A 13,113-nucleotide genomic window follows, 5' to 3' on the forward strand; every position below is an offset into this window, starting at 1 on the left:
CACACCGGGAGGTACGGGTTCCACCCGCACCTCCCGGTCCTGCGGCCTGTCGGCTCAGTCGGCCCGACCGGACGTCGCCCGCGCGAAGGTGACCGACACCCACAGCCAGCCGGCCGTTACCGCCAGGCCGAACGCCACCATCACGGCCGGTGCCGGCCGAACGATCAGCGTCACCCAGGCCAGCGCGAAGAACATCCCGGTCACCAGGCTGTACGCGGCTCGACCGCGCGCACCCTGCCGGGCGGCCCGGCGGGCGGCCACCACCGTCGCCACGATCAGCGACACGAAGGCCACCGCCGCCACCAGGAAGTGCAGGCCCCCGTGCCAACTGATCTCGCCGGCGCCCCGAGGCGTACCGGTCGGGAACCCGTCGGCCGGGTCGGCGCTGAAGATCGCCGCCCCGACCAGGCCCAGGCCGTACAGCGCGAGCAGCCGGGGCAGCCAGACCGACCCCTTGCCGGTACGGCGGCGCAGCGCCTGAGCGGCCAGCGCGCAGAGCACGCCGGTGACCAGGAACGTGACGATCTGGATCCAGCCCAGCTCGCCGGTGCTCAACACGCTGACCGGGTGACGACGGAAGTCGAAGCCGTCTCGGGTCGCCGCCTGCACGATCGCCGAGGCGACGAAGATCGGGCCGGCGAGCACCCCGCCGATCAGCAGCAGACGGTCCCGACCAACAGCTGTCGGTCGTACCACGGGAAACGTCGCGGCCTGGCTCATCACCCGCCCCCTACGCCCGGGGGAACATCTGGCCGATGCGGATCCGGTTGCCGAACGGGTCCCGGATGCCGAAGTCGATCCCGTACGGGCGCTCGGTCGGCTCGTCGGTGATCTCGACGCCCTTCGCCACAAGATCCTCGTGCGTCTTGCGGGCGTCGTCGGTGGTCATGAAGAGGTACCCGCCGAGGGCACCCTTGGTGAGCAGCTCCCGGACCTGCTCGGCGGTGGCCGGATCCAGCGCGGGCGGGCCCGGCTTCTCCAACAGGATCTCCCGCTCCGGGTCGCCGGGCAGGTTCACCGTGAGCCACCGCATGAAGCCGAGGTCCTGGTCGGTGTTGACCTCCATGCCGAGCTTGTTGACGTAGAAGTCAAGCGCGGCGTCCTGGTCGAGGACGTAGATCTGGGAGCGGCTGATCGCGTTCATCGTCATGCCCATGACGCTAGAGGTAGACCGTGACCTGCGGCTTATCCAAAACTGCTGGGTCGGGTCCAGGCTTTGGTGAAGCACGACGGCACGTTGGCCGGCGCGACGCGCTGACGCCGGAAATCCGAGGGCGACTGCCCGACGATCTGCCGGAACGTCCGGCTGAAGGTTCCCAGGCTGCCGAAGCCGACGGCGTAACAGATGTCCGTAACGTCCCGGTCGGTCTCCACCAGCAGCGCCATCGCCCGCTCCACCCGGCGACGTTGCAGGTAGCGGTGCGGGGTCTCACCGAAGGTAGCCCGGAAGGTACGGATGAAGTGCGCCTCCGAGACGTGCGCGATCCGGGCCAGCGCCGGGATGTCCAGAGGCTCGGCGTACGCCCGGTCCATCGCGTCCCGTGCGCGCAGCATCGCCCGGTTCGACTCCTCCACAGCGCGACTCATCGACCCCCCGGCCTCACTTCGCTCGCCGCCGCAGCCCAGGCTACCGCCGGGTACGGCTGAGCTGTCACTAGCGGTAGTAGAAGTCGGCGGCCTCACCAGCGCGTCGGTGCCCCTCGGAGCGGGCCGGCAGAGGCACAGCCCGCGCCGGTCGAGAAACCGCTGACCGGACTGGTAACTGTGACGGCGCATTGGGCAGGATCATCGGCCGTGACACTCGTCCTGCCGCCGCGCCTGACAGCCTCGGCTCAGAGCTTGCGCGACGCCGCCCATCGACGCGGTCTACAGACCGTCCAGCTGCCCACCTTCGAAGTACCTGCCGGACTGCGTGCTGACCACCTCCATGCGGGACCGAGCTTCGCTGACGTCGTCGCACCACTGCTCGGGATCGCGCCCCTGGAGGCTGCGCCTGGCTGGCTGACCGGCCTACCCCGTGAACTCACCCGCCGCGAGATCACCTTGGTGACCATCGGCGAGGCATATGAACTCCGTCGACCGGCGTTCATCAAGTCCCCCAACGACAAGAACATCACGGCGATGATCTACACCGACGGTTCCCGTCTGCCCGGCCCGGATGCCGTCGACCGACGAACTCCGGTGCTCGTCAGCGACATCGTCGACTTCACCGCCGAGTACCGGCTGCACCTGCTCGACGCTGTCGTCCACACCGGCAGCCAGTACGCCGCGCACGGCCGGTTGCACCTCGGCCCGCCGTCGCCCGACGCGTTGGCCTTCGGCACCGATCTCGTCGCCGGCTTTGGGCACACCCTGCCCTCCGCCATCGTCGTAGACGTAGGACTGGTCGACGGACGTTGGGCCGTGATCGAGGCAAACGCCGCATGGGCCAGCGGCGCCTACGTGGCGGATCCCGACCTGGTCCTCGATGTCGTCCTCCGAGCGGCCAGCCCAACGGCCTCGGTCACCGCTCGCGACCAACAGTTCATCCGACGGCCTCAGCCGACCACCTGACGGTCACCACGAGAACCCTCGTGGCAGCGCCACTCGGAAAGGTCTGATGGAATTGGAGCCCCCGGCCGGGATCGAACCGGCGACATCTCGCTTACAAGGCGAGTGCTCTGGCCAGCTGAGCTACAGGGGCGCGTGCGTCGAGGTCAGCATAGCGACTGACGTCCGGATATCCCGATCGCGTGGCCTCCCGACAACGGGAATCGTCAACAACCCGACGCACAACCGTTTTGACGCTGCGTCGATTGATGTCTGACCGTGCCCGAGTGACCGGAATGCGTAGCCCGCCTGGTGGGCTCGGCGGACCCCCGCCTTGGCAGCAGGGGTAAACGCGTTTACGGTTCACTGACACGGACGATGATCGGGCGCCCCCGCGACCGGCCGCCGTCCGCTGACCGGCACGGACACGTGCCGGTTGCTCCTTCACTCGGATCGTCCGGCACGTTCCTGCCGGTGAAAGGAAGCGCTTCACCATGGCTACGGTCACCTATTCCAAGGCGTCCCGGGTCTACCCGGGCCAAGAGCGTCCCGCCGTCAACGAGCTGGACCTCGAGATCGGCGACGGCGAGTTCCTCGTCCTGGTCGGCCCGTCCGGTTGCGGTAAGTCCACCAGCCTGCGGATGCTCGCCGGCCTGGAGGACGTGGACGCCGGTTCGATCTACATCGACCAGCGTGACGTCACCCACCTTCCCCCGAAGGCCCGCGACATCGCGATGGTCTTCCAGAACTACGCCCTCTACCCGCACATGACGGTGTACGAGAACATGGCGTTCGCCCTCAAGCTCCGCAAGACCTCCAAGTCGGAGATCGACCGGCGGGTCAAGGAGGCGGCCGGGCTGCTCCAGCTGGAGGAGTACCTCAGCCGTAAGCCGAAGGCGCTCTCCGGTGGTCAGCGTCAGCGTGTGGCGATGGGCCGGGCGATCGTCCGCGAGCCGCAGGTCTTCCTCATGGACGAGCCGCTGTCGAACCTCGACGCCAAGCTCCGCGTGCAGACCCGTACCCAGATCGCGTCGCTCCAGGCCAAGCTGGGCGTCACCACTGTCTACGTCACGCACGACCAGGTCGAGGCCATGACCATGGGTCACCGGGTCGCGGTGCTGCTCGACGGTGTCCTTCAGCAGGTGGACACCCCGCGGGCGCTCTACGACACCCCGGCCAACGTGTTCGTCGCCGGGTTCATGGGCTCTCCCGCCATGAACATCAAGACCGTTCCGCTGAACGAGCGGGGCGCCGAGTTCGCCGAGCTGCAGATCCCGCTGACCCGGGAGCAGGTCGAGGCGGCCCGCGCCGAGGGTGGCGACGGCAAGGTCACCGTGGGCTTCCGCCCGGAGGACTGCGAGCTGGTCAGCCCGACCGAGGGCGGCATGCCGGTCGTGGTCGAGCTGGTCGAGGACCTCGGCTCGGACGCCAACGTCTACGGCCACGCCGCGCTGGGTGGCAACTCGGAGCGCTTCGTCGTCCGCACCGACCGGCGCAACATGCCGAACATGGGTGACACCGTGTTCGTCAAGCCGGTCGCCGGTCGCAGCCACGTCTTCCACGCCTCCACCGGTGGCCGGATCTGACGTAACGCCGTACCGACAAGGGGCGGTCCGCTTCGGCGGGCCGCCCCTTCGTCGTACCCGAAGCGGTTCTTCACCCTGCCTGGGCGCCGGACGAGGAAGGCCCCCTCCCGCGTTCGGCGGGAGAGGGCCTTCGTCGACGTGCGCTACAGCTCGACGGAGCGCCGCCGGGCGACCTCGGCCAGGGCGACCGCTGCGGCCACGCTGGCGTTGAGCGACTCGACCTCGGAGATCATCGGGATGCTGACGGTCAGGTCGCAGGTCTCCCCGACCAGGCGGGAAAGGCCGCGCCCCTCGGAACCGACCACCACCACCAGCGGACCGACAGCGGCCTCCAGGTTGTAGAGGTCGGTGTCGCCGTCGGCATCCAGGCCGACGACCATGAAGCCGGCGTCGCGGCACGCCTTCAGCGACCGGGTCAGGTTGGTCACCTGCGCCACGGGCACCCGCGCAGCCGCGCCGGCGCTGGTCCGCCAGGCGGTCGCGGTGATCCCGGCTGCACGACGCTCGGGTACGAAGACACCCTGCGCACCGAACGCGGCAGCCGACCGGATCACGGCGCCCAGGTTGCGCGGGTCAGTGACACCGTCCAGCGCGACCAGCAGCGGAGCCTGCTGCTCCAGGGCAGCGGCGACCATGTCCTCGAACGGCTGGTACGCGAAGGGCGGCACCTGCAAGCCGACACCCTGGTGCAGCACTCCGCCGGTCATCCGGTCCAACTCGGCGCGGCTGATCTCCAGGTTGGCGATGCCCCGGTCGGCGGCGGTCCGGATGATCTCGTTGATCCGGTCGTCCATGTCGATGCCCTGGGCGGTGTAGAGCGCCGTCGCCGGCACGTTGGCGCGCAGCGCCTCCAGCACCGGGTTACGCCCGACCAGCAGCTCCGGGGTGTCCTTGGACGGGTTGGACTTGCGCCCCGGCGTGACCCGGGGGCCAGACCGCCCGGTGGGCTTGCCGCCCCGTCCGCCGGTGGCAGCACCCCGACCGACCGGTACGCCCCGACCGCCGCCCCGGCCCCAGGTGGTGTCCTTGCTACCGGGCTGACCGATCTTGGGGGCGCGCCCCTCCTCGGCCGCCGCGCGGCGCTCCTTGTCCTGCTTCCAGGCGGTGCGCTGGGGCAGCTTCTCGGTGCCCGAGTAGCCCTTGTGCCACGGCCGCTCGTCCGCGGGCAGGGTGCGACCCCGCCCGGCCAACGAGTCCTTGTTCTTGCCGCCGGTGCCCTTGGGGGCGCCTGCCTTCGACGTCAGTCGCCGGCCACGGCGCTGCGAGTTGCCGGCCATCAGTCCTGCTCTCCAATAGTCCAACGGGGGCCCTGGGGGGTGTCCTCGACCACCACGCCGGCCAGCTTGAGCTGGTCACGCACCGCATCCGCGGCGGCCCAGTCCTTGCGGCCCCGCGCCTGCGCACGCTGCTCCAGGGCCAGCGCGATCAGGGAGTCCACCACGGCACGAAGATCGTCCGATCGGCCGCCGCCGGTCCAGGCCGGGTCGAGGGGGTCGATCCCGAGAATATCCAGCATTGCCCGCACCACGGCCAGCGTGGTGCGGACGGTCACATCGTCGCCGACGCTCAGCGCGGTGTTGCCGTCCCGAATGTGCTGTTGCAGCACGGCCAGCGCGGCGGACGTGTTGAGGTCGTCGTCCATCGCCGCGACGAAGCCGGCGGGCAGCTCACCGAGCTGCCCACCACCGACCCGCTCGGCGGCCCGCTGCACGAAACCCTCGATCCGCCGGTACGCGGTGGCCGCGTCGCGCAGCGAATCCTCGGAGTAGTCGATCACCGAGCGGTAGTGCGCGGCGGCGTAGTAGTAGCGCAGCTCCACCGGCCGCACCCCGAGCGAGTCCACGTACGCCAGGTCCAGCGCGTTGCCTGCGGACTTGCCCATCTTGGCCCCGCCGATGCTCAGCAGGCCGTGGTGCACCCAGTAGCGGGCGAACGGCAACCCGGCCGCCTTGGACTGGGCGATCTCGTTCTCGTGGTGCGGGAACGTCAGATCCAGGCCACCGCCGTGGATGTCGAACTCCGGACCGAGATAACGCCAGCACATCGCCGAGCACTCGATGTGCCAGCCCGGACGGCCCAGCCCCCAGGGCGAGGGCCAGTAGGCGTCCGCCGGCTCGTCCGGTTTGGCGCCCTTCCACAGCGCGAAGTCGCGCGGGTCCCGCTTGCCCCGATCCGGGGCGTCCCCGGCCGACTGCATGGCATCCGGAGACTGACCCGACAGCGACCCGTACGCCGGCCAGGACGCCACGTCGAAGTAGACGTCGCCGGAGCCGTCAGTCGCCGGGTACGCGTGCCCGTCGGCGATCAACTTCGTGATCAGCTCGTGCATCTCCGGGATGTGCCCGGTGGCGCGTGGCTCATAGGTGGGCGGCAGCACGTTCAACGACCGGTACGACTCGGCCAGCAGCAACTCGTTGGCGTACGCGATCGACCAGAACGGCCGACCCTGCTCACCCGCCTTCACCAGAAGCTTGTCGTCGATGTCGGTCAGGTTGCGGATGAAGGTGACCTCGTAGCCGGCGGCCAGCAGCCAACGGCGCAGCACGTCGTAGTTGACGCCGGAGCGAAGATGACCGATGTGCGGCGGGGCCTGGAGGGTGAGACCACACAGGTAGACCCCCACCTTGCCGGCTTCCCGCGGGACGAAGTCCCGCACCGATCGGGTGGCGGTGTCATACAGGCGTAGCGTCACCGTACAAGGGTAGCTGTCCGTGCCTGTCCGGGTCCGCCGGTGCCGGGTCGTACGCTGCCAGGCGTGGATGCGACCGCACGCTCCGGTGGCTCCGGTGACCCGCCAGCCAACCCCACCGCCCCCACGGACCCGGCCTCCGGGCGGGCCGCCGGGCCGATCGATGCGGCCTTCGGCTCGGCCGACGCAGGTGGAGGGCGAGCCGACGCGACCTTCGGGCGGGCCTCCGGCTCGGCCGGCGCGGCCTTCGGGCGGGCCTCTGGCTCGGCCGACGCGGCCTCCGGGCCGGCCGAGATTGGCGCGGGACGGGCCGACGCGGTTGCCGGGCGGGGCGGGGAGACGTCGCAGACGCTGGACCGGGGGTTGCGGCTGCTGCACCTGGTCGCCGACGCCCCTGGCGGTCTGACCGTCACCGAGGCCGCGAATCGACTCGGCGTCGGCCGGGCCGCCGTCTACCGACTGGTCAGTGCGCTGACCGGCCACGGCATGCTGCGCCGCGACGGAGACGGTCGGCTGCGCCTCGGAGCCGGATTGCTGCACCTGGCCCGACGTGCCCAGCCGCTGCTCGCCGAGGGCGCGCTGCCCGCGCTACGCCGCCTCGCCGAACAGGCCGGCGCGACCGCGCATCTGACCGTCGTCGAAGGTGGAGAGGGCGTCGCCCTGGCCGTCGTCGAGCCGAGCTGGACGTCGTTCCACGTCGCGTACCGGGCCGGGGCACGGCATCCACTGGACCGGGGAGCGGCGGGCCGGGCGATCCTGGCCGGCCGAGCCGGGGTGGCAGAGCCGGTGAGCAGCAGCGGAGAGTTGCAGGCCGGGGCGTACGGGGTGGCCGCACCGGTGCTCGGCGTACCCGGCCTGGAGGCCAGCGTCGGCGTGGTCGCGCTCGCCCCACTGGACGTCGACACCATCGGCCCGCAGGTGCTGGCCGCCGCCCGGGCCATCGCCACCGCCCTCAGCTGACCCCGAGCGCCGACCCACCTCACCCCCGGGCCCCCTCGCCGCCGCCCACCGCCCGCTCCCGTGGCTTGATCAACTCGGGTTCACGGAAGTCGCGGTGTCCCAGAGCCGGTGACCGCCCGACTTCCAGGAACGCGAGTGGATCACGGCACATCGGCGGCCCGAATGCCTGATTGGTCGGCCACTTCCGGCCGGTGCCATAGCACGATCGGCAGGCGGATTCGTGGTTGTCCACAGGTCCGGCGGCACGCGCGGGCCGGGTTGTCCACAGGGGTTTCGGTGGCCGGTCGGCGGTCGGCACGCTGCTCGACATGCCCCCACGTCCGCATCGCCCCGATGCCCTGGCCTGGCAGGTCTTCCGCGGCTCCGACGCTGTCCGGGACGGCCTGCTCACCGAACATCAGCTGCGCAACTCCGCCTGGGTGCGGTTGCGCCACGACATCTACGCCGATTCGCGGCTGGACCGGGACCACGCCCTCGCCTGTCGCGCCGCCCTCCTCCGGCTCCCACCCGGAGTGGTGGTCGGCGGCCCGTCGGCCGCCTACCTGCACGGCGTCCAACATGCCGCGAGCTTCACCGACGATGTGCACGTCCTCGTGCCCCGACCGCTGCGGATCGGCCCACAGCGCGGCCTCCGCGTGCACGTCAACGCCATCACCCCGCTGATGGCGAGCGAGACCGCTGAGCTGGCCGCGCCAACCACACGACGACCGGCAGGCACGAGACGACCATCAGACGCAGGCCGGCCACCAGACGCAGGCCGCCAATCAGCCATGAGTCGACCGCCAAACGCAGGCCGACTCCCAGGTGCAGGCCGACCGCCGGACGCAGAACGACCGCCGAGCGCAGAACGTCCACGTGATGCAGCGCGACCTACGGGAGTAGGCCGCCCACCTGCCGGCGGATTGTCGCCACGCCCAGCACGGCACCTGTCCCGCCCGGCCACCGTGTCCGTTGGAGCAGGGGGCATTGTGGTGGCCGGTAGGGGCGATGGGTGGGCGGCGGCGAGCACGCCCAGGACCATGGGGCGGGACTTCCCAATCCCCCGATCCGACCCCGGGCGGGCCGCCTGGGAGACGGCGGTCTGGCTCGACCCGGTCCGGGCGGTCGCCATAGTCGACTCGCTGCTCGGGCAGGGGCTGGCCGAACGCGACACCCTGACCGCCATGGCTGCCCGCAATGCTGACCGGCCCGGTGGGCGACGAGCACGTTGGGTGTTCGACCTGGCCGACGGCGGAGCCGAGTCTCCGCCGGAGTCACAGCTGCGCGTGCGGTTGGTGCTGGGTGGGCTGCCGCGCCCAGCGGTTCAACATCCGGTACGCCTGCCCACCGGCGTTGTTCTGCACCCCGATCTGGCCTGGCCGCAGTACCGGGTAGCGGTCGAATACGACGGGAAGTGGCACTCCGACCCGGAGCAACTGCACCGCGATCGCCGTCGGCTGAATCAGCTGGTCGCCGCGGGTTGGCTGGTCCTGCACGTGACCAGCCGACGGCTGCACGGCGAGTTTCCGGCGGTGCTTCGAGAGGTACGCGACGCGCTGGCCAGCCGTGGCTGGCGACAGGGATCGCCCAGATGACCAGGATCAACTCGGGTTCCTGGAAACCGCGCCATCCTTCAGGCGCCAACACCGCGCCTTCAAGGAAACCGAGTCGATCATGGCCGCGCGTCGGGCGACGGCGCTGGGCGTCGGGCGTCGGGCGACGGCCGGTGACAACAGGCCCAGACGACCCGGGGCCCGGTCGACGACGTGTCGACCGGGCCCCGGGGGACGGTGGCGGTTGGGCCGCCACCGCAGTGCGAAGTGCGTTACGGGCGGGCGTTCGGCTTGAGCGGGGTCTTCACCGCCGCGTAGGCGTCGACGATCCCGTAGCCGTAGAAGCCGTTGAAGTTGACCCCACCGGCGCAGTACGCGTCGTAGGTCTCGTCCCGGCCCTCGTTGCGGTACTGCTGAAGGCGCGGCTCCGGGCAGGCGTGCTCGGCGGCCGTGCGGTAGAGGTGCTGCTCGACCTGGTCCGGCGACATGCCGAAGCCAGTCCGACCCTGCGCCTTGCCGTACCGGCTGACGATCAGCGCGGCGACACCGGCGGCGTGCGGGGACGCCATCGAGGTGCCCTGGAGGTACGTGTAGTAGCCGCACTCACCGTTGGCCTTGCACTGCTTGAAGACCGAGTTCTCGAAACCGGCGACGATGTTGCCGTCGGCGTCGACCGACTCCTCCTCCTGAAGCACGTGCTTCGGGTACGAGGAGAGGATCATGTTGGCGTCGGTACGGAAGGTGTCGGTGCCGAAGCCGTCCCGGAACCAACCACCCGGCGCGGCGACCGAGATCTGCTCGGTGCCGTAGTTGGAGAAGTCCGACTTCTTGCCGGACGGGCCGACCGACGAAACACCGATCACGTGCGGGCCCTCGGTGGGCAGGTCCCAGCAGCTCTCGTTGTCGATCGGTCGCGGGTACGGGGCGGCGCCGTAGTCGGGGCTGGTGACGTCGGTACGCGGCGCGCCCAGGTCCTCGTTGTTGTTGCCGAGCGCACCGACGAGGGTGACGCCCTTGTTGTGCGCGAAGATCAGCGCCCGCTTCATCGCCTTGATGATGGCCCGCTGCTCGGCCTGGTCCTCGGGCGAGTCGGCCGGGTTGGCGGTGCAGTTGTAGAGCCACGGGTCGACGTAGAACGACATGTTGACCACGTCGATGCCGGACCGGCCAGCGTAGACCAGCGCGTTGACCACCGGGTCGAGGAAGAAGTAGCCGGAGTCCTGGCCGCCCTTGAGCTCGACCAGCGAGACGTTCGGGGCGACGCCGGAGAGGCCGAAGCCGTTGGCCGCGGCGCCGATGGTGCCGGCCACGTGGGTGCCGTGCCCGCCGTCGTCGGTGCCGACCGGGTCGAGGCAGCTCGACACCTCGCAGGGGCCGTCCACGTCGGTCAGGTCGGGCGCGAAGTTGCGCGACAGCGACCAGTTGAAGTTCGGCGCGATGTCCGGGTTGCTGGCGTCGACGCCGGTGTCCAGTACGCCGACGGTCACCCGACGGTCACCCGGCTCGATCTTGCGGGCCTTGTCGGCCTGGATCATCTCCAGACCCCACAGCTTGTCATCGAGCGGATCGAGCTTGGCGCCCTTCTTGGCAGCACCGGCAGCACCGGCACGGGCACCGGCCGTCAGGTGCTCCTGCTCGACCCGGTCCAGCTTCGGCTTGCGGCCGATGGCCTTCTGCTCGGCGGCGCCGATAAGCGTCGGCGCGGCGGTCGCCCTGGTCGCGAAGTCGGCCCGGTCGCTGCTGACCTGGAACATCCCGACCTCGTCGGACCGGGACACCACAGTGCCGCCAGCTGCCCGGATCGCGGCGATGGCCGTGTCGGCGGCGACGCCATCCTCGGCGACGACGGTGAAGGTGCGGGAGTCGCTCGGCGCGGCGTTGGCCGGTACACCCAACCCCGTAGCCGTAAGTGCCAGCACTGCCGCGGTCGCGACCGTGCGGGCGGTGAAGCGCTTGCTCACCACATCGGATCCTCTCGTTGAGGGACGTGGCAGCCATCACACAACATCGTTTCGGATTACGCCAGTTGAGCGCCCGTTATGGCCGTGAATCTCGCCAGTGCGGCCGGCAGATCGGCCATGCTGGAGACCTCGGCGTCGGGCGTGCAGCCGGGTGGGCGGGGCAGGCCGAGCCGGTTCAGCCACACCGACCGCAGGCCGGCCCGCCGAGGCGCCACCACGTCGTGCTCCCACGAGTCGCCGACGTACACGATCTGCCCGGCTGGCACCCCGGCCGCCGCGACGATAGCGGCGTAGAACTCCGGGGCCGGCTTCTTGGGCAGGCCGTTCTCGTGCGCGTACAACTCGAAGGCGAACTCGCCATCGAGCCCACACCGTTCGGCGCGGCTGTTGCCGTTGGTGGCGAAGCCCAGCGTGTACTGGCGGCGCAGCGTGGCCAGCGCTGGCGGTACGTCGGGAAACGGTCGGGTGAGAGCGAAGCGCTGGGCGAAGAAGAGGTCGGCGATCTCGTCCAGGTGGTAGACCAGCGCGGCGCGGGCCAGCGACCGTGCCAGTGCGGCGCGCCGGATCTCCGTCACCGGGGCGGCGCTCAGTTCGCCGAAGACCGCGCGCCAGTCCGACTCCAGGTCGGCGAGCGTCACCCCGGCCGCCGCCGATGTGCGTCGCCGCATCTCGTCGAGGACGGCCATCAGCCCGCCCGTGACCGCCGGACGCAGGTCCAGCAGCGTCTCGTCAGCATCGAACACCACAGTGGTCAGCACGACGCCCACTCTCTCACCGCCCGGAGAACTCACCGACCGTCGAACTCACCGCCCGCCGACAAGCGCCGACCATCAGGAGTACGACCGCCGAACCTCACCGCCCGTCGAGTACCAGCTCGGGCTCGGGTGTGACCGGCGCGGGCGTCGCGGGCGACCCTCGCAACTCGTCGAGGCGTACCAGGGCGACTCCGGCGACGATCAGCGCGCCGCCGAACAACTGCCAGCCGGTGGGCAGCTCGTTCAGGAAGAGCCAGGCGATCAGCACCGCGAAGAGCACCTCGGTCAGTCCGACGAACGACGACAGGCGGGGGCCGAGGATCCGGGTGCCGGCGATCCCGGCGAGGTACGCGATGACGGCGGCCACCAGCGACAGCCCGGCGATGGGCACCAACCAGCTGGTGGGCTGCCCGGCGAAGGTGACCTCGCCGAAGGTGGCGTGCAGCGGCAGCAGGCCGGTCAGGCCGATGAGGAGCAGCACGGCGGCGCCGACGGCCATTCCGCCGCTGGCCATGGCGACCGAGGGCAGCCGGGGGTCGACCCGGCCGGCGAGCACGAAGTATCCGGCCAGGCCGAACGCCGCGCCCAACCCCCAGAGCACGCCCACCGGGTGGAAGTCGGCGGTGCCGGCGAGGTCGAGTACGAACGCCAACCCGGCCAGTGCGGCCACCGACCCGGCGACGGTGAGTCGGCGGGGCGGCTGCCCGTGCCGTAGCCACATCCAGACCACGACGAGGATGATGCCCAGGTATTCCAGCAGCAGCGCGACACCGACGGGCAGGTAGCGCACGGCGTTGAAGAAGCACACCTGGGCCAGCGCCACTCCGAGGAGCCCGAACAACCCGATGGAGGTGGCGTTGCTTCGCAGCACGTCCCATTTGCTCCGCAGCGACAGCAGGGCGGGGATCGCCAGCACCAGGGCGGCCACGCCGACGCGGGCGATCACCGCGGATTCGGCCGACCAGCCGGCGTCGATGAGCGACCGCGCGAAGGTTCCGGAGGTGGCGAAGGTGACTGCGGAGAGCAGCGCCAACCCGACGCCGGCAGCAGGTCGTGAGTGCATGTCGCGCTCCTCGGGATGGGCACCATGTCATGAGCAAA

At 70.6% G+C, this 13,113-nt stretch carries 13 protein-coding genes and 1 tRNA gene; 4 read left to right on the top strand and 10 right to left on the bottom strand.

Annotated elements, in window-relative coordinates; translation table 11 throughout:
- Positions 1-54: 54 nt before the first annotated feature.
- Genes IW249_RS07270 through IW249_RS07280 form a run of 3 tightly spaced genes read right to left on the bottom strand, consistent with a single transcriptional unit; the run spans position 55 to position 1,587 of the window.
- Positions 55-720: a DUF998 domain-containing protein gene (locus IW249_RS07270; RefSeq protein WP_196920049.1), complete on the bottom strand. Its 666-nt coding sequence runs from the start codon at positions 718-720 to the stop codon at positions 55-57.
- A 10-nt stretch (positions 721-730) separates the two neighbouring features.
- A complete protein-coding gene (locus IW249_RS07275) occupies positions 731-1,150 on the bottom strand; it encodes a VOC family protein (protein ID WP_088952055.1) in 420 nt (139 codons plus the stop codon).
- Between the two features lie 35 nt (positions 1,151-1,185).
- On the bottom strand, positions 1,186-1,587 hold the full coding sequence (locus IW249_RS07280; RefSeq protein WP_196920050.1) for a helix-turn-helix domain-containing protein: 402 nt from the start codon (positions 1,585-1,587) through the stop codon (positions 1,186-1,188).
- A 207-nt stretch (positions 1,588-1,794) separates the two neighbouring features.
- Between IW249_RS07280 and IW249_RS07285 the strand changes: the two genes are divergently transcribed.
- Positions 1,795-2,553: an ATP-grasp domain-containing protein gene (locus IW249_RS07285; RefSeq protein WP_196920051.1), complete on the top strand. Its 759-nt coding sequence runs from the start codon at positions 1,795-1,797 to the stop codon at positions 2,551-2,553.
- A 53-nt stretch (positions 2,554-2,606) separates the two neighbouring features.
- Here the strand turns inward: IW249_RS07285 and IW249_RS07290 are convergent.
- Positions 2,607-2,683, bottom strand: a tRNA-Thr gene (locus tag IW249_RS07290).
- Between the two features lie 340 nt (positions 2,684-3,023).
- On the opposite strand from IW249_RS07290, the gene IW249_RS07295 reads away from it, so the two are divergent.
- Positions 3,024-4,115: an ABC transporter ATP-binding protein gene (locus tag IW249_RS07295; RefSeq protein ID WP_196920052.1), complete on the top strand. Its 1,092-nt coding sequence runs from the start codon at positions 3,024-3,026 to the stop codon at positions 4,113-4,115.
- Positions 4,116-4,258: 143 nt separating this feature from the next.
- Here the strand turns inward: IW249_RS07295 and rlmB are convergent, their stop codons facing one another.
- Together rlmB and cysS are read right to left on the bottom strand one after the other, a co-directional pair.
- Positions 4,259-5,392 (bottom strand): 23S rRNA (guanosine(2251)-2'-O)-methyltransferase RlmB, encoded by a 1,134-nt coding sequence (rlmB, locus tag IW249_RS07300; protein WP_196920053.1) that lies wholly within the window; start codon positions 5,390-5,392, stop codon positions 4,259-4,261.
- Positions 5,392-6,807 carry a cysteine--tRNA ligase gene (gene cysS / locus IW249_RS07305; protein WP_196920054.1) on the bottom strand — a complete coding sequence of 472 codons (1,416 nt, stop codon included), beginning with the start codon at positions 6,805-6,807 and terminating at the stop codon, positions 5,392-5,394. The genes rlmB and cysS overlap by 1 nt, the downstream gene beginning before the upstream one ends.
- Positions 6,808-7,098: 291 nt before the next feature.
- On the opposite strand from cysS, the gene IW249_RS07310 reads away from it, so the two are divergent.
- Positions 7,099-7,764, top strand: coding sequence for an IclR family transcriptional regulator (locus IW249_RS07310; protein ID WP_196924675.1), 666 nt, complete (start codon positions 7,099-7,101; stop codon positions 7,762-7,764).
- A 140-nt stretch (positions 7,765-7,904) separates the two neighbouring features.
- On the opposite strand, the gene IW249_RS07315 is transcribed toward IW249_RS07310, so the two are convergent.
- Positions 7,905-8,162 (bottom strand): hypothetical protein, encoded by a 258-nt coding sequence (locus tag IW249_RS07315; RefSeq protein ID WP_196925106.1) that lies wholly within the window; start codon positions 8,160-8,162, stop codon positions 7,905-7,907.
- 621 nt (positions 8,163-8,783) lie between these two features.
- Here IW249_RS07315 and IW249_RS34160 point away from each other — a divergent pair.
- Positions 8,784-9,338 carry an endonuclease domain-containing protein gene (locus IW249_RS34160; protein WP_231392439.1) on the top strand — a complete coding sequence of 185 codons (555 nt, stop codon included), beginning with the start codon at positions 8,784-8,786 and terminating at the stop codon, positions 9,336-9,338.
- A gap of 230 nt (positions 9,339-9,568) precedes the next feature.
- On the opposite strand, the gene IW249_RS07325 is transcribed toward IW249_RS34160, so the two are convergent.
- From IW249_RS07325 to IW249_RS07335, 3 genes are all read right to left on the bottom strand, one after another.
- Positions 9,569-11,257, bottom strand: a complete 1,689-nt coding sequence (locus IW249_RS07325) for a S8 family serine peptidase (RefSeq protein ID WP_196920056.1) — start codon at positions 11,255-11,257, stop codon at positions 9,569-9,571.
- 56 nt (positions 11,258-11,313) lie between these two features.
- Positions 11,314-12,015: an HAD family hydrolase gene (locus IW249_RS07330; RefSeq protein ID WP_196924676.1), complete on the bottom strand. Its 702-nt coding sequence runs from the start codon at positions 12,013-12,015 to the stop codon at positions 11,314-11,316.
- A gap of 94 nt (positions 12,016-12,109) precedes the next feature.
- On the bottom strand, positions 12,110-13,075 hold the full coding sequence (locus IW249_RS07335; protein ID WP_196920057.1) for an EamA family transporter: 966 nt from the start codon (positions 13,073-13,075) through the stop codon (positions 12,110-12,112).
- Between the last annotated feature and the right edge of the window lie 38 nt (positions 13,076-13,113).

The organism is Micromonospora vinacea (assembly GCF_015751785.1).
Lineage (GTDB): Bacteria > Actinomycetota > Actinomycetes > Mycobacteriales > Micromonosporaceae > Micromonospora > Micromonospora vinacea.